This window comes from Lactiplantibacillus herbarum, assembly GCF_001039045.1.
Taxonomy (GTDB): domain Bacteria; phylum Bacillota; class Bacilli; order Lactobacillales; family Lactobacillaceae; genus Lactiplantibacillus; species Lactiplantibacillus herbarum.
The window spans coordinates 109,363-127,589 of record NZ_LFEE01000021.1; the positions used below are offsets into that span (position 1 = coordinate 109,363).

An 18,227-nucleotide genomic window follows, 5' to 3' on the forward strand; every position below is an offset into this window, starting at 1 on the left:
GTCCCCACAGCTGAGCTAGTACTGCCCACCAGAGGCGCAAGTAATGGCTAGCCTTAGATTTTACCTTTACTCAGCAAATTAAAAAGAGTTCAGGAATTCATCCCAAACTCACGTAACGATTACTTTAATTTGTCATTTTCGTACTGATGAGAACGTTCTAGATTTGGAAATTGTTGTTGGCGTAACGCTTCATAGATGACGATGGCTGCTGAATTAGAAAGGTTCAACGCCCGAATATGTGAATCATCTTGAGGAATCCGAATCGCCTTTTCTGGATAGCGACGCATGAAGGGTTCAGGTAATCCGGTCGTTTCCTTACCGAATAAGAAGTAGTGATCCTTAGCGGTGTCGTGATAATCAACGTCCGTGTAGTCGTGATCAGCGAACTTAGACACTAAGTACAACTGATCAAGGTCAGGAATGCTTGCCAAAAAGTCCTGCAAGTCAGCGTGATACGTAATATCAACACTGTCCCAGTAGTCTAAGCCAGCTCGTTTTAAATGTTTGTCATCAATCTTAAAACCTAGTGGTTCAATTAAGTGGAGCGCCGTATCTGTTCCGGCACAAGTACGGGCAATATTCCCCGTATTAGCTGGCATTAAGGGTTCAAATAATGCAATATGGTTAGTCAAAATGATCGTCCTCATTCGTGTTAGTCTCGTTGTTAGTTATTAGCTGACAACCAGTTATTATCATACCATGGCTAAACGTCAAACACCTAATCACTAGCGGTAAAAACTAAATATTCGCGTTCGTAATCGATGTTATCTATACTGATCACCGTACCCAAGAATCGTCAGGAGGAATTACACATGAAAATTATGATCATTGGCGCCACCGGTATGGCCGGTTCAGCCATCACAGAACGTGCATTGGCTCAAGGCCATTCAGTCATTGCTGTGGGCCGCTCACAGGAAAAATTAGCCACGCTATCTGCTAATCCCCATTTAACCACCTTGGCCAAGGATGCCTTTAGTCTCTCTTTGCCAGAATTGCAAGCTGTTGACGTAGTTGTCGATGCCATGGCTAGCCGCCCAACGGAAGCCTACCTGCACGTCGATCTAGCTGCCAAATTAGTCGCTCAGTTACGGCAACAAGCAACGCCTCGCTTAGTCTTCATTCTGGGTGCTGGCAGTTTAAGCACTGGCGATGATCACCACCTCTTTGTTCACGATATTGAAAGTGATCCGGCTAACGCTAGTTTTGTCGCCATCCCACAGAATCAATTGGCTGAATTGACTTTCTTACGTACCGTCAAAAATGTTGACTGGGTTGGTATTTCTCCAGCTGCAATGTTTCAAGCAGGTCCAGCAACTGCCATTAACTATGGTAAGGATGACTTACTTATCAACGCCAACGGTGACTCCATCACCAATAGTGGTACCATGGCCGCTGCAGTTGTCGCTGAAATCGAACAACCACAGCACCACCAAACCCGTTTTACCGTGGCTAATCAATAAAAATAGGAACTGTCGGCAAATTTCATTTGTCGACAGTTTTTTTATCCGCAAACACAGCCTACGTTGGGCTACCTTGTAACAACGCGCCGAGCAACCCACACAGTTATTATTCAACCTTAGCTGTCACCACTTCCCCACAACCTTCTAATTACTTCTTCACGAAAGCATGCTAAACTATTTTCATAATCAATAACTGGAAGTAGGGATAACATGCAGACCCGTTTATCAGGAAAAAACTTGCTCTTTATCGGTACGATGCTCTTTGGACTCTTCTTCGGTGCTGGTAATTTAATCTTTCCAATCTTCTTAGGACAACAAGCTGGCCGTAACGTTGGTTCAGCGATTATCGGCCTGCTAATCACAGGGATTGGGCTACCGCTCCTCGGTGTCATTGGTATGGGCTTAACTCGTAGCCAAGGCGTATTCGATTTAGCTGCCAAAGTCAACCGGACATACGCCTATATCTTCACCGTTTTACTCTATTTCACTCTGGGGCCCTTATTTGCAATGCCCCGGCTAGCAACAACCGCTTTTCAGATTGGCCTAGCACCCTTCATCACGAACAAACAACAACCACTTGTGTTGTTGATCTTTTCAATCTTATTTTTCGGATTGACCTGGTTCTTAGCTCGTAACCCGGGTAAAATCATGACCTACGTTGGCAAATGGCTAACACCTCTGTTTCTGATTCTACTAGGCGCCCTACTGTTAGTTGCCATGATCAAACCGCTTGGCAGCCTCAACGTAACCGCTACGGGTGCGTACGCTGCTCACCCGGTTTTGACCGGCTTCACTGAAGGCTACAACACCATGGATGCCTTGGCTTCCCTCGCCTTTGGGATCGTCGTTATCGATGCCATCCGCAATCTGGGTATCACTGATCCTACTCAGATTGCCACGGGAACTATCAAAGCCGGTGTCATCAGCATGAGTTTGATGGCCGTCATCTACGCCCTACTAGCCATTGCCGGTACGATGAGTCTAGGTCGTTTCGCACCAGCAACCAACGGCGGTATTACGCTGGCTCAGATTGCTAACGCCTACTTTGGTTGGTTCGGTAATATCCTGCTTGCTCTAATCGTTATCATCGCTTGCTTGAAGACGGCCATTGGCTTAACCTCAGCGTTTGGCGACACCTTACACGGCCTCTTTCCAAAAATCTCTTATCAGTGGCTGATTGTACTGGCTTGCCTTATTCCAGCAATTCTCGCAAACGTCGGCTTGACCGAAAAGATCACCTATTCAACACCAGTCTTAATGTTCCTATACCCGTTAGCGATCGTACTGATTTTACTAGCCGTCCTATCCCCATGGTTAGGAACCTCACGCTGGCTATACGGTATGACAACTGCCTGGACCCTGATCCCTGCAATTCTGGCCGGCGTTGCCGCAATGCCTAGCGCGTGGACACACGCAACTATTTTCCAAAGCTTGCTGCATCTCAATACCGCCTTACCGCTTGCTTCATTAGGACTTGGGTGGAGCGCGCCTGCTTTGATTGGCTTTGTTCTTGGCTGGGTAATCAGTCGCTTTACCGCTAAACCTTCGATGGATTAGGACAGCAGTTTTTTTCTTGCTAAGTATTAATGATCAATAATTCGTTAAACTAAAAGATTCCACAGAAATTGTCCATTTCTATGGAATCTTTTTTGATTAGTTATAATTATTTTTAAGGTCGAAACGTGCGCCATAAGGCAGTTTGTTCCGCTTAACACGGAACCAGCGCCTATTCCAAGCCCAGGAATAAGCACTGATTTCACGTTAATGCTCGCAAACTAACCGCCTTATGGCCCACTCTATTTTTGCCCACCAAAAAACGCAGTATTTCGGTGTGGGCACGGCGAAACGCTACGTTAGTGAAGTACAACTCGGTAGTCACCAACGAACTTGTCGATGTTAACTGCCAACCGATTTCTCAATGGCAATCTTAACACCGGTCTTTCAATCATGCAAGCAACTTCACTACGCTTTTTGCGTTGTTAGCAAGCTCACATCAACCGTAATTTTTGTTAAGCCTCGTTCTTTGGCAACTTCTAATTGTTCAGCGTCAGCACCCCAGTGTAATGGCGTCATCACTAACAAATCTTCAAAAGCGATGTCCCCCAAATCAATCTGGTAACGGATTCGCTGGGTCGTCGCCGTTGGGTAGTGTTGTGCGAATAGATCGAGCACCCGCTGATTATCATATTGGTACTGCCGATCAGTCGGTTGAAACAGTAAATGGCGTAATTCAATCAAGTATTCTGGATTAGGCACAATCTTCAACAACTGACCACCTGGTGCTAGAACTCGTTCAAATTCTTGATAAGCGGATGGTGAAAACACATCCATAATGGCAGTAAAAACCCCCGACGTGAATGGCAATTGCGCAAGGTCAGCCACACAGTAGTAGGCCTCTGTCTGCAATTGCGTTGCTAGATTAATCCCGTCCTTGCTAATATCAAAGCCAATGCCGACATCCCGTTTATTCTGATGTAAGGTCAATAATTCAGCTAACGGTGTTCCTTCACCACTACCAATATCCAAGATACGTTGTGGTGTTGCGGGTAATGCCACGTTAATCGCTTTGACGATTGGCGTAAAGAAGCCCGCTTGCAAAACGCGCCGGCGTGCAGCTAACATCGCTGCGTCGTATTCACTTTTAACCTGATGGGTCAAAAAGTACAACGAGCCCTTTTTAGAAAAATCTACTTGGTGCCCGTTTGGACAGCAGAGACTGTGATCTTCGATAGCCACGTAGGCCTGATCACACACGAGACATCGAAATAGACCGATATTATTCTGAACAAATTGCATTCCAAGATCAATTTTTTTCACACTGCTCACCTTATCCTGATTAATTTTTTTATTTCCACATACTAATATGACTTATGTATTGAGCAAGTCTTAAAATCCATTAATTGACTGAACAATCATCTTAATGACGACTACTGCCAATTGAACCTAACAATCATACCACACCCCCACAGACAAAATAGTCGCAATTCAGATTTGGCTATGCTATCTTAATGACTGTTCTAAAACTCAACCTAAAAATTCAACAAAATCATTTGCTTCCAAATTGACACTAAAATCTGGTTAATAAGGGAGTTATACCTCATATGGCAAAGAAATCTAAGATTGCTAAAGAAAAACGTATTGAAGCCACGGTCGCTAAGTATGCTACTCGTCGCGAAGAACTGAAAGCAGCTGGAGATTACGCTGGGTTAGCCAAGCTACCTCGTAACGCCTCACCCGTTCGCATTCACCACCGCGACATGCTCGATGGTCGTCCTCACGCTTACCTTCGTAAGTTTGGAATGTCACGACTGAATTTTCGTCGTTTAGCTCACGCCGGTCAAATTCCAGGCGTCAAAAAAGCTAGCTGGTAAAAAAAGAAGCACCCAGAATTTTGAAAATTCTAGGTGCTTCTTTTTTTAGTCTAAATTGCGGCTATCTGACTGCTTTCAGACCTCATTTACCACGTTACTCTTTTGACGGCGGTGTTTCTTCCGGTTCATACAAACCTGAAGAAGCTCGGTACCAGTCAAATAAGTGCGTCCACAGTACCTTGAGAATCGCATAACCCGGAATCCCGAAAATCACGCCCATCAGGCCAAAAATCTTACCTGCCGCTAACAGGACGATCAGGATCGTAATCGGATGGATCGCTAAGCTACTGCCTAACACTAATGGTGAGATAAAACGGCCCTCAATCGTCTGTTCGATAACAAACACGACCAGCACCTGCACTAGCATCCATGGCGAGGTCACTAAAGCAATCACCACGGATGGCACCATCGCTAGGAAAGAGCCCAAGTATGGAATCAGGTTCAAGACTCCGGCCGCAATTCCTAGTGTTAACGCAAATTTCAACCCGATGATACTGTAACCGACCGCAAACATCACGGCCACACAGAAAGCCACCGTCAACTGTCCACGAATATAGTTACTGACTTGGGAGTTGATCTCGGTTAAAACCGTTAGAAAACTAGCACGGGCCTTGGTCGGGATAAATTTAGCCATGTATTTTGGTAACTGATGACCATCCCGCAAGAGATAAAACAGGATAAACGGCATCGTAATCAACCCAATAATAACGGTCGTTACGGTACTGAAGACCCCCGTCAATGACGTGACCGTTCCCGTAAGGTACTTAGAGACACCACCATTTAACAGCTTGCTGAGATCCGTATTCCAGTTGGCAACCTGGTCGCGAATACCGCTCCACTGTGGGTCGTTACTCCAACGATTAATTTCCTTAATCGCATTCTGCCAATACGTGGGCCAATCGTTAATAATTGCCAAGGTTTGATCACGAATCGTTGGAATGATCGCCACGATTCCCAGTACCAGTAGTACTGTCACCACAACAAACACACCAATAATCGTCCACGTCCGCCGAATATGGAAACGTTTCTCTAGCCAGTCCACTAAGGGATTGAGCAAGTAGTACAGCACTCCCGCTAAAATAATCGGTAGACCAACAATACTAAAAAACTGCCGGACCGGGGTCAATAACCAGTCCACTTGCTTACCCATGAAGAAGATGGCCAACACTAACAAAATAATAACCAAAAGGCGAATAATCCGCTGACTCTGCCAGCGCGTTGTTTGCCGGTTAGCTTTCATTCACGCCACCCCTTCCTACACTTGATAAGTAATTTGGCTACCAACTTTAATCGTTGGTAACTGATTAGGTGTTAAATAAACGCCGTTAGCCATTGGTTTAGCTGGTACGTCCTTGAAATACAAAGTTGCGTGACCGATCGAAGTTAAATTAGCAGCGACTAATTCACCTGCATAAGCCACCGTATACGTTTGATCATCAATCGTGAGCTTGCCCCCGACTGTCAATGAAAGACTGCCTACGGGTGCGTCAAACTTTTGGATAATCGCAATCTGTTTTAAGTCATCCGTGGCCGTTTCATCAAATAAAACTAAAATTGGTTCTTCTGGATCAATGGCGTGTTCGCCAATTGATTGAACCGTTGCTGTTAGGACCATTTTTTAACCCCCATTCTTTAATTAACTGCTTTAATTGTAGCATAGACACAATCTGTTCCGCCAATTTGTCATCGCTTACAACCTGATTAACTATGCTATACTAAAACTATCTATCAAGGAGGTTTGTTTACATGCAAGAACGAATTTTATTTGGAACTTATACGAAAAAAACGAGTCAGGGAATCTATCAAGGGACCCTCGACACGACGACTAAAACGTTAACAATCGATGGCTTACTCGCCGCAACTAATAACCCTACCTATTTGGCACTATCTGCCAAAGACCGGCTTTACAGTGTGACCAAAGAAGCTGACGAAGGTGGTATCGCTGCTTGGCAATTAACCGGTAAAACCGCGAACAAACTCAACGAAGTGGTTGCACCTGGTACGCCTCCTGCATACGTAGCTGTTGATGAAGCACGTCAACTCGTCTACAGTGCCAATTACCATAAGGGAACCGCTGAAGTGATGAAAATCGCTGCGGATGGTCAGTTAACCTTAACTGATACAGTCCAACATACGGGTAAGGGACCTCTTCCAGAACAAGATGGCTCACATATCCACTATACTGACCTAACCCCAGACAATCGTTTGGCTGTTATCGACTTAGGTAGTGACAAAGTCTACGTCTATAACGTTAGTGACGCTGGCAAATTGACTGAACAGTCTGTTTTGACCATGCCCGCTGGCTTTGGTCCCCGTCACCTGGTCTTCAGTCCTGATGGTCAATACGCCTTCTTAGCTGGTGAATTATCCAGTCAAATCGCTACCTTGAAGTATGACGCAGCTAAAGGCCAATTCGAACAACTCGAAATCGTCAAAACGATTCCTGCTGACTACCAAGAACACAACGGTGCCGCTGCAATTCGTTTGAGCCACGATGGTCATTTTCTCTACGTTTCCAACCGCGGTTACAACACGTTAGCCGTCTTTGCCGTAGCAACCGATGGCAGTCTGGACTTAATTCAACAGATCAGTACGGAAGGCGACTTCCCACGCGACTTTGATTTAGATCCTACCGAGGCCTTTGTCGTGGTCGTTAACCAGAATACGGACAATGCGACCTTGTATGCTCGCGACCTGACAAGTGGTACACTTACCCTACTACAAAAAGACATTGACGTCCCTGAAGGCGTTTCTGTCAGATTCTAATTAAAGGGTGAACAACATGCTATTAAAAGAAGTCTGCGTTGAAAACTACACAAATATTCCCGCTGCCATTGCTGCGGGTGCTAACCGGATTGAACTAAACGACAATCTCCCCGCTGGCGGCACAACCGTCAGTAAAGGTGTTATGGCTGAAGCTGCTAAGTACACCAACGAACATGGGATTCCATTAATTGCCATGATTCGTCCTCGTGGTGGCAACTTCGTATATAACGATACCGAGCTCAAAATCATGGAAGCTGACTTGCTACAAGCTCAGTCCTTAGGTGTTGACGGCGTTGCTTTGGGTGCCCTCACCGCTGACGGTCAACTTGACACGGAAGCGCTCGAGCTATTAATTGGTTCTGCTGGCGGCATGAGTATCACCTTCCACATGGCCTTTGATGCGATTGCACCTGATCAACAGGCTGCTGCCATTGACTGGCTCGTCGACCACGATGTTGACCGGATTCTCACCCATGGTGGGTCACTCGATCAACCAATCATGGACTGTGTGCCACAATTAAAGCAGACGATCGAATTAGCTGCTAATCGCATCCAAATCCTACCTGGTGGTGGCGTCCCCGCCGCTAACGTGGATGCTGTTACGACGGCGATCGGCGTTAAACAGGCTCACGGGACTAAGATTATCGATTACTAATTTCCATAGTTCATTAGTATAAAATCAAAAAAGATCCTGTCATTAACTTAATTGTTAACGGCAGGATCTTTTGCTATTACTATTTTTATAATTAAATCAAAATCAAATCATCAGCTAGTCATCAGCCAATTGATTCGCTTCAATCAACCGCACGATGTCCTCTGGCAACGGCGCATAAACGGTCAATGGTTGCTCAATGAACGGATCGTCAAAACTTAACTGCATACAGTGCAGGGCTTGGCGATCAATCCACGGACTTTTAGGCCCGTTGTAGAGTTTATCCCCGATCAACGGGTGACCACTGGCTGCAAAGTGCACTCGAATCTGATGTGTGCGCCCGGTATGTAGCCGTACGCGCACGACCGTCATACCTGCTAGTCGTTTAACGACCCAGTATTCCGTCAAAGATGGTTTACCATCCGCCGTAATCGCCCGTTTGATAAACGACTCTGGCGCGCGGCCAATTGGTTGGTCGAGGAACCCGTGCTCCGAAGCCAACTCACCACTGACAACCGCCAAATACATTTTGCGCATCGCGTGGGCTTTGAGCTGGTGGTCGATGATCGAGTGCGCAAAGTGATGTTTCGCAAACAACACGATGCCACTCGTATCACGGTCTAACCGTGTCGTAATGTGGACGACCTCGTTAGCGTACCCCTGCTCACGGCAGTACCCTTTCACTCGGTTGGCTAAGGTATTAGGTGGCAAAGCGTGAGCTGGTACTGACGCTACTCCCGCTGGCTTATTCACCACCAAGTAATCCCGATCCTCGTAGCTGATATTAATCGGTAACGACGACACGTCTAAGTGGTCATTGCCAATCTCATCCGGGGTAACCATTGTCACCGTTTCACCACCGGTTAGCATGTGGATCGCTAGTACTGGTTGTTCATCGACGAGAATCGCGCCACCGTGAAACTTAACTTTCTTCAACAAACTCCGCGTTACGTCATGGTGTGACAACAACGTCTTCACTTTTAGCGGAGCGGTTTCGTGGTTGATCCAGGTAAACCTCATTCTTCTTCCAACCCGATGAAGGACGTCCCAACTCGTTGCCAGAAACGGTTATGCCGATGCTGGGCAAAGGCAATCCGACGATTAGCAATCGAGTAACAGATCTGCTGAATTGGCCGGGGTTGCGTGTCCAACTGATCAGCCGTGAAAATAAAGTGAGATTGTTGCTGTGGCCGAATCGTAATCGTTTCGTACGGCGCAACAATCACTGGTGAACCTAACGTCCGGAAGACCCGGTTATTGATCGATGCAATTTCAGCCATCTGCAACGCATCTAAGCGCGGATGAATCACAGCACCGCCGACCGATTTATTGTACGCGGTCGAGCCGGTTGGCGTAGAGACACATAGACCGTCACCACGGAACCGTTCGAATAATTCATCTTGAATATAAACGTCGGCCACCATCGTGCTACCTAGCTTCTTCAGCGTTGACTCGTTAAGTGCCAAGTAGTGATCGGTCTCCTCAGTATCCGCATAAGTAATCTCGACGGATAGTAACGGATAGGTCACACTCTGACCATTATCTTCTTTCAAGCCCGCTACTAATTGGTCGATCTCGTAATCACGCCAGTCGGTATAGAAGCCTAGATGGCCCGTATGCACACCGACAAAGCGTACTTGATCAACGATGTCACTATAGTGATGAAAGGCCCCTAAGAGCGTTCCATCGCCCCCTACAGACAACACAATGTCGGGGTGCACATCATCGATTTCAAAGCCCGCCGCAACCACCTTTGTATGTAATTCAGCGGCCACTTTTTTCGTTTTAGGACTAGCATTCGCAAAAATTGTGACTTTCATTAATTTTGGTCTTCCTTCGTCTTATCAGTCTCGTCAGCATTACTAGGACCCTTGCCGTATGAAAATAGACTTTGAGCCTCTTGAATTTCTTCACGAATTTCTGACATTTCTTTATCTAAACTAAAAGCAGCTTCCGCAGCCCGCTGTAATCTTTGGCTCAGGTTTTCGGGAAAGTCCCCTTGATATTTATAATTAAGTGAGTGTTCAATAGTTGCCCAGAAATTCATGGCTAACGTCCGTACTTGGATTTCTGCCAGAATCTTCTTCTCACCACCGACCATCTGAACCGGATATTCGATCACAATGTGGTAAGACCGGTAACCAGATGGCTTCTCATTACTAATATAATCGCGTTCTTCTAAGATCGTCATATCCGTGCGCTTCCGTAAGAGATCGACGACTTGATAGATGTCCTCCACGAATTGACACATGATTCGCAGCCCGGCGATATCTTGCATATCTTGTTCTAATCGGTCTGACTGTACTTTACGGCGCGTCATTTTTTCTTTGATACTATCAACGGGTTTAACCCGTCCCGTGATAAATTCAATCGGTTCATGCTGATTCAGATCACGATACTGTTTGCGCATTCCCCTTAACTTGACCTTGAGCTCATCAACGGCTTGCTGATAAGGTAATAAAAAATGATTCCAATCTTCCATCGGGGCACCTCCGTTTCAATCCATACCCTAGAATTTTACCATAATTTACCAGAATAAAAAGTTAACGTTCTCGAGATTCAACTCAAAAGTCATTAATTAACCAATTCCCCATTTTAGAAACAAAATACTTTACGAATATCTGAAATCGGTGCATGATAACCTGTGAAAGTTCAAATGAAGGAACATTGTGATTAAACAAACGACTACTCATAGGCTAAAAAACTTGCAAATACCTCGCTTGATTGGTATTCTGCACTATGACGCGAATAGAGAAAGTGGAGGAATTATGACGTGTTAGAAGTGTATTTATTTGTAAATCCGTTGGCCACTCAATGTGTCCGTGATGAACAGAATGTATTGCGGTTAGCCAATGATTCAGATAAGCAAATCCAATTTCAATTCGTACCGTTACTAAACATTAACGTCGTTCAACGCGCGTTGAAGTGTCAAGGAATCGGCGTCTCTGACTGGCAAGCCCAAAACCGTCAGTCAGAAACACTTTACAGAGTGATTCTGGACTACAAAGCCGCTCTCTTTCAGGGCAAAAAACGTGGTCGTAATTTCTTGATTGCACTTCAATCAGCAATGCTCAAAGCAGGACAACGTTATTCAGAAGAATTAGTCAAAACGGTCGCAACGGACTGTAAGATTGATCTCGATATGTTTATGGAAGACCGTGATAGTGAACTGGCCAAACAAGCCTTTCATGCGGATCAACGGTTAGCTTCCGAAATGAATATTACCGAAGCTTCATCCGCAGTCGTTTTCGACTGTGATCGGTGTGACTATGGGGTTTTACTAGAAAAGTTCAACTACGCCACCCTTTCTGACCTAGTCCAAGGCGATTTAGATCCATTCCACGACTTAACTAAGCGTGCGAATGCCGATTGCGCCAGTTTAGTTAACGCTCAATTACACGTTTTATAATTTCATTAAATGCAATTATTCAACTGGTTTTACCAGTAAAAAGCACCCGACGATTAAATTCGCCGGGTGCTTTTTACTAATCATTAATTTAATAGCTCACCGCTTGTTAACCTCTAGCGATTAACGAGCGTTTCAAATTCATCTAAACGTGCTTCGAAAACTTTAAACGCATCGTTCAAGTAATCTGGTTTGGTCATATCGACCCCGGCACGGTGCATCACTTCGATAGGAAAAGCTGAAGAGCCCGCCTTCAAGTAACCCAAATAATCTTTAACGGCATCCGGTTGCTTCGTACTCATTCGTTCTGCCAGTGTCGAAGCGGCGGCAAAACCAGTCGCATACTGATAGACGTAGTAGTTATAGTAAAAATGAGGAATCCGGGTCCATTCATCCGCGATCTGTGGATCACTGACCACGTCATCACCGTAATAGCGCTCATTCAGGTGTAGATAGTGTTCGGATAACCGATCAGCCGTCAATGCTTCACCAGCTTGATCCTGTTCGTGAAGCCACTGTTCGAACTCCGCAAACTGAGTCTGACGGAAGACCGTCCCCTTGAATCCATCCAGATAGTAATTCAAGACGTAGGCCCGGATTTGTGGGTCTGTTTCAGTTGCTAGCAGGTAATTCGTTAACAGATTTTCATTTGTCGTTGACGCAATTTCGGCGACAAAGATCGAATAATCCCCGTACTGGTAAGGCTGACTGTGGGTCGTTAGATAGGAATGCATACTGTGTCCCATCTCGTGAACCAACGTGTACAGATTATCGATATTGTCTTGCCAGTTCAGTAGCATGTAAGGTACGGTATCGTACATCCCAGATGAGTACGCCCCACTGCGCTTACCCTTATTCTCCACAACGTCGATCCAGCGAGAACTAAACGCCGTCTTAACGTGCTTCACGTAATCTGGTCCTAGAATCTTCAGCGCTTGCAGTGCCGTCTCCTGAGCCTGTTGATACGTATAACTAGTTGCAGGTTTAGGCGTTAACGGCGTATACATGTCATACATATGCAATTCATCGACATTCAATAAACGTTTCCGTAAAGCCACGTATCGGTGCAATAATTCAAGATGATCGTCAACTGAGCTTACTAACGACTCATAAACCGTCGTTGGAATTTGGTTAGCAGCTAAAGCCGCCGCCTGAGCAGTTGGATAATGATGCGCCTGAGCAACAAAATTATGCACCTTAACCTGACCTGCTAAAGTCGAGGCCAACGTCCGCCGGAACTGACTATAGACTTGGTAAAGTGCCATAAAGGCTTCGCGACGTACTGCTGGTTGAACGGATTGTAATAACACACCATAAAGCCCCTGTGAGAGCTTAACTGGGTTACCATCTTCGTCTTTAACCGTTGGAAAGTCAAAGTCCGCATTATTCATGATGCCAAAAGTCTTAGCAGACGCATCAAAAATATCCCCCGCTCCAGCTAGCAAGGCTTCTTCACTTTCACTCAACACGTGTCCCTTTTGTAACCGCACCGTATCTAATAAATGGCGGTAGTCACGCAAAGCCACGTTTTCATCTAGAAATTGATCCAACTGGGCTGGCGTTAATTGCAAAATTGCGGGTTCAAACCAGGCCGTTGCCGCCGATACCTTGGCGGTTAAACTACCGGCCTGATCGTCCAACGCTGCGTTCGCGCTATTTCCAGTATCCTGATCACTTTTGAGGCTCGCATAAACGGCCACCTTTTCTAAGCGGCGATAGAGCCCTAAGACGGACTGGATTCCCGTTAGTACGGTGTCAGCAGAACTCGTAAAGTCTTCCTTGAGCGCTGCGACAGTTGAAAGTGCAGCTTTAACCTGATCAACATCCGCTAAGTACGTAGTCTGATCAGCATAAATAGGTGTCAAATCCCAAGTTAATGCTTCGGGTACGGCCGAACGTGTCGGTAATTCTTTAGTTGTTACCATGCAGATCCCTCCAATTAAATCAATATAATCTTAGGTTACCACACATTACTAACACGACCCTTACTCAGGATCTAAAATCAGCCGTTTTGCCAACAAAGTTGTTGCCGATTCAGGGACCACTTATTATTCTGCCAAATTAGAACCCGTTGTTGCGCCAGCAATGCAATCAACTTGGCTACTAACTGCCGGTGAAGCGTACCAGGATGACGAATACAGGCATGCCGTGTCAACAATGGCTGTAGCTGTTCCCAGACTAATGTCGTTAATTCAGTTGCACTGATTGTCCCCGTCCACGTTAACAGACAGCCAAAGACGTGCAGATACCAGACCAAATACGGCCGCTGTAATACCGGGACTTGGGGACGTTGACTGACGACCCACGCCGGTAACTGGGCCAACGTCCCACCGCGCTGATAGCAATACGTCTGTAACTCACGAAAATTTGGCGTTTGCCGCAGTCTGGCTAACATCAGTTGCTGATAATACTGCTGCACGGAATTAGTTGATCTTGGAGATACCGCTAAGGGCGGCGAAAACTGCAGCAATTCATCAACGGTCCCTTGATGCAGGCCAAATACTCGTTCTTGGTAACTCAACGATTCCGTATCTACCGTTAATAATTGATAAACTAGCCGCAATGTCGCGGTTTGAACTTGCCAAAACAACAGGTAGCAGCCCCATTGGGAATAATGCTGAATGAATTTGATTGCTTTGCCGTGAAGTTTTAAGTGATGTTGATAGGGTGAACCCAATAGCCAGAGTACCCGGTACCCATTTTGCCAATAACCCTGCGTTCGTTCGACCAATCGCTCAAGTGACAGCGGCGAACATTGGAACTCCAGTGCTATGGGCGGCTGACTAGCTCGTTTTACGAGAATATCGGGACGCTGATGAAGTGTGGGTAAGGCCGCTTCGAGCTTAACCGTGTATCCATTGGCGGCAAACCACGCGGCTAATTGCTGTTTGCCACGAAGATGTTCCGCCGTCTCTCCTTCAGAAAAAACGTGACAATCCGTCAACGAGTTATGTGCAAAGTGTGGGGTAACGACTGAACCCCGTTTTAAGTAAACGGATGTCGAACATCCCGGACAGAAATAATGTCCCTGCCGATCCGCATCCAGCGCATTCACCAACTGTTGTTGTGCATCAACCGCCATGAACATCGCTTCCCCCTCCCCTCACAGACTAGTTACGCAGTATGAATTAGAAGTCACGAAAAAACTGTAACCCAATTTGGATTACAGTTTTTTCAATCGATAAGCTTATTTAAAATAGTGGCGTACCGTTTCAAGTGCCGCGTTCGACATCACCGTTTCGCCATGTTCTAATAACATATCAGCGGAAAGATTCGTTAAATGCGCATATTCTAACGCTACAGCGATATCATCTTTGATTGCAGCCGTTGAAGACTGATCAACAAAGAACACTAATTCTAGATAATATTGATCCCGATACTTGAACAGGTTAGACGCAACCCCTTCAGGCCGGAACATTTGTGCTAAAGCAATCACATCTTCAAACTGATCAAACTTCAGGACACATTCCTTAGTCGGTGTGTCCGGATCATCGATATAGGGATCCAAATCATTGGTATCCTTAGTCTGATTGTGGGAAACACCTTTCCCCATTTCAGTCTGATTAGTATCAGTTTGCATTAACTTACGTTTTAAATACTCCGATACATCGTCTTGCGAGTCTAAATCATCCGACTGATCGGATGACTGGGTCGCCTTCGTAATTGTATCTTGTAAGTTTTCACTATTTTTACTAATAAATAATTCTAAGCCGTTACGATTAGGTAATACCTGGAAAGTCACCGCATCATTATCCTGAAATTGATGCTCTACATCAACTTCCTCCAAGATGCTATAAAAGAAACTTTCAATTTGCTTATGATTCCCTAGTAAATCTAACACGCGAATTCCGCGCTCATTGAGATCGTCGTTACCAATCACGACGCGAATCGTATCTTCATTGATGCGTTCCATCTCCATTACAGATCCACCCCTTTCTAAGTGTCAAGGGCCATAATCACTATCACAATTCTAACTGATTTCAGTCGATTGTAAAGTAATCTATCTGAAAATAGTAAAAATAGCTAATTAGTTAACCTAATTAGCCAGTTAAATCTACATATTTGCCATCTGCTGGGCCCGTAATAATTCCAGTGTTCGAATCTCGCGTGGCAAGAAACGCCGAATTTCATCGTCGTTATAACCAACCTGTAGCCGTTTTTCGTCCAGCATAATTGGCCGCCGTAATAGACTTGGGTCACGCGTAATCATGTCATATAATTCGTTAAGTGATAGATCATCAATATCAACGTCAAGGCGTTGAAAGGCTTTCGAGCGCGTTGAAATAATTTCTTCCGTTCCACTTTCGGTTAATTGAAGAATTCCTTTAATTTCGTTAATCGAAAGTGGTTCGTTAAATAAATTCCGTTCCTGAAAATCAATGTCGTGTGTCTGTAACCAAAGTTTGGCTTTCCGACACGAAGTACAACTTGGAGCTGTGTATAAAATAACCATATTGGTTCCTCCTCTGGCATCGTTAATCAACTTGATAATATCATTCATTATACGATACTAATTTAAAATTGTGAACAGTTTCAATTAATTTATTTGGAATGCGGTCATTATATTTTTGACATTATCGACTAATATGTATTTTAAGTTGCTGATTTATCATTTCAAAGCGCTATTACGTCGACCACTGCATTGCACGCAATTCATATTTGACTTATTAAACTTATAACACAAGTTTAATAAGTCAAACTAAAAAAGCTTAGTAAAGTTATTTACTAAGCTCAAACAAACTATCCTAAATCCAATTTTAAGTACTTCTTTGCAATTAACACTTCAATTCCATCACCAGCAGCGGCTTGGGCTTCCCGTTGTAATTGGTCAAATGGGACATCTTGTGGTAAATGCGTCAGCAATAACTGCTGTACGTGGGCCTGTTTAGCAACCTGACCAGATTGAACTGACGTCATGTGCCACATCTTCCCCGTCTTATCAGCACCAAAGTTCGTATCAGTCATTAATAGTTGCGAACCAGTGGCAAACGTTGCTAAATTAGGAATATAGGCCGTATCCGCAGAGAAAACCAACTGTTGTCCAGTCTCCCGTTCAACTAATTTAACAGCGTACGCTGGTACTGGGTGCTTGGTTGGCATGAAGGTCACGTCAAATGGGCCAATCTGATTAACAGCAGCTGGATCGTACGCACGTCCTTCAGTAGCACCAGCCCAGGTTAAGGCACCAAAATTCAAGGGGTCAGCTGTGTGACCATAGATTGGCAGCAGTGGCGTTTTACGGTCACCTTGGCGCAATTGCCAATAGTATTGTAGAACGCCCACATCGGCCGTGTGATCGTGATGATAATGGGTCAGAAGCACACTATCCAGCTGCAATGGATCTAAGACCTCTTCTAGTGCATTCAAAGCACCCGAACCACAGTCTAATAACAGTTGATAATTTCCAGAGGTCACCAGGTAGGAACTTGTCCCGACTCCGTTATAAGGATAACCACCATAATAACCTAATACAGTTAATTTCATTATCGCCAATCCTCTCAGTATTTATTTACTAGTTCTATTTTAGTATAGGTTCGAGGAAAAATGAAATCCAGCACTTAACATATTTTCAATTATTAAAAGAAACACGTATAATATTAGGTGTAATAACTAAAGGAGTGATATTTATGAGTGGAAAAGTATCCGCAACATTTGGGACACGTAAAATTTTGACGATGATCCAGCAACAGCATGCTGATCGTGACTTGCTGTTGATGCAAGCCAACGCCACTGAAGATCGTTATATGCTACTTGATTTATCTGGTGAAGAATCCGTCTTTTCAAGTCCTGTCAGCTATGACGTCCTACTTTCAAAGGGTACGGCTGATTGGCACGGTATGACCAGCTTTATTTTTGTTGATCTACCAGTTGAAGAACAAAAAGTCTTCAATTCCAAGTACAATAGTTTCCGTCATGACTATAATAAGCCTGATGGTTTGAAGCATTTCTGGATTCTTCGAAAGGCTAAAAACAATGCAGCTTTCGTTATTGTTACGAACTGGCACAGTGATTCAGAATATGCCGTATGGCTACGAAGCGAATCATTCAAGCAATTTGCTAAGTACACGACCTCTGATTACGATTACCATGAAAGTCGGTACTCATTCGTACGGTCATTAAAATCATAATACAAGACTATAAAAGAGCTATTGCGATCACCTTAAGCAACAGCTCTTTTTATTTACGGTTAGTCGCACTTAATTACAACCTAACGTTAGCATACTCGCTAGCAGCCTCTTTAAGCACTATTAATGAGTATCGTAAGTAAATCTACGTCATTACCAACAATCGACGCCATACGTCATTCTAGACGCCTACTTATACTTAGTTAAGTTGACCTCCCCGACCTTTGCAAAAACAATCAGTACAAACTGCAAGTCAACTTATTCGATCAATTCACTGCAGTTAACCTTCAGTAACTTCCCTAAGCATATCTTCAAGTATGAAAAAGCCGCCCAAATCCATTTTACGAATTGGGCGGCTTCACAGTACTCTTTATCAATAATGATTAATAGTGTATCAAAATATTAATGGCACAAAAAAAGAACCATTCAACAGAATGATTCTTCAGG

General features: G+C 44.7%; 19 protein-coding genes. 7 read left to right on the top strand and 12 right to left on the bottom strand.

Features of this window, described 5'->3' with window-relative positions:
- Positions 1–119 precede the first annotated feature (119 nt).
- Positions 120–632, bottom strand: a complete 513-nt coding sequence (locus ACG95_RS07985) for a tRNA (cytidine(34)-2'-O)-methyltransferase (protein WP_048000036.1) — start codon at positions 630–632, stop codon at positions 120–122.
- A gap of 180 nt (positions 633–812) precedes the next feature.
- Here ACG95_RS07985 and ACG95_RS07990 point away from each other — a divergent pair, with 180 nt between their 5' ends.
- Positions 813–1,460, top strand: coding sequence for an NAD(P)-dependent oxidoreductase (locus ACG95_RS07990; protein ID WP_048000037.1), 648 nt, complete (start codon positions 813–815; stop codon positions 1,458–1,460).
- A 210-nt stretch (positions 1,461–1,670) separates the two neighbouring features.
- Positions 1,671–3,017 (top strand): branched-chain amino acid transport system II carrier protein, encoded by a 1,347-nt coding sequence (gene brnQ / locus ACG95_RS07995; protein WP_048000038.1) that lies wholly within the window; start codon positions 1,671–1,673, stop codon positions 3,015–3,017.
- Positions 3,018–3,422: 405 nt separating this feature from the next.
- On the opposite strand, the gene ACG95_RS08000 is transcribed toward brnQ, so the two are convergent.
- Entirely contained in the window at positions 3,423–4,277 is an 855-nt protein-coding gene (locus tag ACG95_RS08000; protein WP_048000039.1) for a methyltransferase domain-containing protein, read from the bottom strand.
- Positions 4,278–4,561: 284 nt separating this feature from the next.
- Here ACG95_RS08000 and rpsN point away from each other — a divergent pair, with 284 nt between their 5' ends.
- Positions 4,562–4,831 (top strand): 30S ribosomal protein S14, encoded by a 270-nt coding sequence (rpsN, locus tag ACG95_RS08005; protein ID WP_048000040.1) that lies wholly within the window; start codon positions 4,562–4,564, stop codon positions 4,829–4,831.
- Between the two features lie 94 nt (positions 4,832–4,925).
- On the opposite strand, the gene ACG95_RS08010 is transcribed toward rpsN, so the two are convergent.
- Together ACG95_RS08010 and ACG95_RS08015 are read right to left on the bottom strand one after the other, a co-directional pair.
- The gene (locus tag ACG95_RS08010; protein ID WP_048000041.1) at positions 4,926–6,071 is read right to left on the bottom strand and encodes an AI-2E family transporter; all 1,146 of its coding nucleotides are present in this window, start codon (positions 6,069–6,071) and stop codon (positions 4,926–4,928) included.
- Positions 6,072–6,086: 15 nt separating this feature from the next.
- Positions 6,087–6,446, bottom strand: coding sequence for a PTS glucitol/sorbitol transporter subunit IIA (locus ACG95_RS08015; protein ID WP_048000042.1), 360 nt, complete (start codon positions 6,444–6,446; stop codon positions 6,087–6,089).
- Positions 6,447–6,577: 131 nt separating this feature from the next.
- Here ACG95_RS08015 and ACG95_RS08020 point away from each other — a divergent pair, with 131 nt between their 5' ends.
- Both ACG95_RS08020 and ACG95_RS08025 read left to right on the top strand, forming a co-directional pair.
- Positions 6,578–7,597 (top strand): lactonase family protein, encoded by a 1,020-nt coding sequence (locus ACG95_RS08020; RefSeq protein WP_048000043.1) that lies wholly within the window; start codon positions 6,578–6,580, stop codon positions 7,595–7,597.
- Positions 7,598–7,613: 16 nt separating this feature from the next.
- The gene (locus tag ACG95_RS08025; RefSeq protein WP_048000044.1) at positions 7,614–8,252 is read left to right on the top strand and encodes a copper homeostasis protein CutC; all 639 of its coding nucleotides are present in this window, start codon (positions 7,614–7,616) and stop codon (positions 8,250–8,252) included.
- Between the two features lie 114 nt (positions 8,253–8,366).
- On the opposite strand, the gene ACG95_RS08030 is transcribed toward ACG95_RS08025, so the two are convergent.
- From ACG95_RS08030 to yjbM, 3 genes are read right to left on the bottom strand one after another with little or no spacing between them, the layout of a single operon-like run.
- A complete protein-coding gene (locus ACG95_RS08030) occupies positions 8,367–9,269 on the bottom strand; it encodes an RluA family pseudouridine synthase (protein ID WP_048000045.1) in 903 nt (300 codons plus the stop codon).
- Entirely contained in the window at positions 9,266–10,069 is an 804-nt protein-coding gene (locus ACG95_RS08035) for an NAD kinase (RefSeq protein ID WP_048000046.1), read from the bottom strand. Before ACG95_RS08035 ends, ACG95_RS08030 begins: the two co-directional genes overlap by 4 nt.
- Positions 10,069–10,731, bottom strand: coding sequence for a GTP diphosphokinase (gene yjbM, locus ACG95_RS08040; protein WP_048000047.1), 663 nt, complete (start codon positions 10,729–10,731; stop codon positions 10,069–10,071). The genes ACG95_RS08035 and yjbM overlap by 1 nt, the downstream gene beginning before the upstream one ends.
- A 291-nt stretch (positions 10,732–11,022) precedes the next feature.
- Between yjbM and ACG95_RS08045 the strand changes: the two genes are divergently transcribed.
- A complete protein-coding gene (locus ACG95_RS08045; RefSeq protein WP_048000048.1) occupies positions 11,023–11,658 on the top strand; it encodes a DsbA family protein in 636 nt (211 codons plus the stop codon).
- A gap of 113 nt (positions 11,659–11,771) precedes the next feature.
- On the opposite strand, the gene pepF is transcribed toward ACG95_RS08045, so the two are convergent.
- From pepF to ACG95_RS08070, 5 genes are all read right to left on the bottom strand, one after another.
- A complete protein-coding gene (pepF, locus tag ACG95_RS08050; protein ID WP_048000049.1) occupies positions 11,772–13,580 on the bottom strand; it encodes an oligoendopeptidase F in 1,809 nt (602 codons plus the stop codon).
- Positions 13,581–13,657: 77 nt separating this feature from the next.
- Positions 13,658–14,737, bottom strand: a complete 1,080-nt coding sequence (locus ACG95_RS08055) for a competence protein CoiA (protein WP_237756476.1) — start codon at positions 14,735–14,737, stop codon at positions 13,658–13,660.
- Between the two features lie 105 nt (positions 14,738–14,842).
- Positions 14,843–15,574, bottom strand: coding sequence for an adaptor protein MecA (locus tag ACG95_RS08060; protein WP_048000051.1), 732 nt, complete (start codon positions 15,572–15,574; stop codon positions 14,843–14,845).
- A 135-nt stretch (positions 15,575–15,709) separates the two neighbouring features.
- Entirely contained in the window at positions 15,710–16,108 is a 399-nt protein-coding gene (gene spxA, locus ACG95_RS08065; RefSeq protein ID WP_048000052.1) for a transcriptional regulator SpxA, read from the bottom strand.
- Positions 16,109–16,395: 287 nt separating this feature from the next.
- The gene (locus ACG95_RS08070; RefSeq protein ID WP_048000053.1) at positions 16,396–17,139 is read right to left on the bottom strand and encodes an MBL fold metallo-hydrolase; all 744 of its coding nucleotides are present in this window, start codon (positions 17,137–17,139) and stop codon (positions 16,396–16,398) included.
- 143 nt (positions 17,140–17,282) lie between these two features.
- Here ACG95_RS08070 and ACG95_RS08075 point away from each other — a divergent pair, with 143 nt between their 5' ends.
- Positions 17,283–17,783 (top strand): antibiotic biosynthesis monooxygenase, encoded by a 501-nt coding sequence (locus tag ACG95_RS08075; protein ID WP_048000054.1) that lies wholly within the window; start codon positions 17,283–17,285, stop codon positions 17,781–17,783.
- Positions 17,784–18,227 lie beyond the last annotated feature (444 nt).

Bases quoted from the DNA above. Each gene is read 5' to 3' on its own strand.
- ACG95_RS07990 (WP_048000037.1), top strand. From the start codon at position 813: ATGAAAATTATGATCATTGGCGCCACCGGTATGGCCGGTTCAGCCATC.
- brnQ (WP_048000038.1), top strand. From the start codon at position 1,671: ATGCAGACCCGTTTATCAGGAAAAAACTTGCTCTTTATCGGTACGATG.
- rpsN (WP_048000040.1), top strand. From the start codon at position 4,562: ATGGCAAAGAAATCTAAGATTGCTAAAGAAAAACGTATTGAAGCCACG.
- ACG95_RS08010 (WP_048000041.1), bottom strand. From the start codon at position 6,071: ATGAAAGCTAACCGGCAAACAACGCGCTGGCAGAGTCAGCGGATTATT.
- ACG95_RS08015 (WP_048000042.1), bottom strand. From the start codon at position 6,446: ATGGTCCTAACAGCAACGGTTCAATCAATTGGCGAACACGCCATTGAT.
- ACG95_RS08020 (WP_048000043.1), top strand. From the start codon at position 6,578: ATGCAAGAACGAATTTTATTTGGAACTTATACGAAAAAAACGAGTCAG.
- ACG95_RS08025 (WP_048000044.1), top strand. From the start codon at position 7,614: ATGCTATTAAAAGAAGTCTGCGTTGAAAACTACACAAATATTCCCGCT.
- ACG95_RS08030 (WP_048000045.1), bottom strand. From the start codon at position 9,269: ATGAGGTTTACCTGGATCAACCACGAAACCGCTCCGCTAAAAGTGAAG.
- ACG95_RS08035 (WP_048000046.1), bottom strand. From the start codon at position 10,069: ATGAAAGTCACAATTTTTGCGAATGCTAGTCCTAAAACGAAAAAAGTG.
- yjbM (WP_048000047.1), bottom strand. From the start codon at position 10,731: ATGGAAGATTGGAATCATTTTTTATTACCTTATCAGCAAGCCGTTGAT.
- pepF (WP_048000049.1), bottom strand. From the start codon at position 13,580: ATGGTAACAACTAAAGAATTACCGACACGTTCGGCCGTACCCGAAGCA.
- ACG95_RS08055 (WP_237756476.1), bottom strand. From the start codon at position 14,737: ATGGCGGTTGATGCACAACAACAGTTGGTGAATGCGCTGGATGCGGAT.
- ACG95_RS08060 (WP_048000051.1), bottom strand. From the start codon at position 15,574: ATGGAGATGGAACGCATCAATGAAGATACGATTCGCGTCGTGATTGGT.
- spxA (WP_048000052.1), bottom strand. From the start codon at position 16,108: ATGGTTATTTTATACACAGCTCCAAGTTGTACTTCGTGTCGGAAAGCC.
- ACG95_RS08070 (WP_048000053.1), bottom strand. From the start codon at position 17,139: ATGAAATTAACTGTATTAGGTTATTATGGTGGTTATCCTTATAACGGA.
- ACG95_RS08075 (WP_048000054.1), top strand. From the start codon at position 17,283: ATGAGTGGAAAAGTATCCGCAACATTTGGGACACGTAAAATTTTGACG.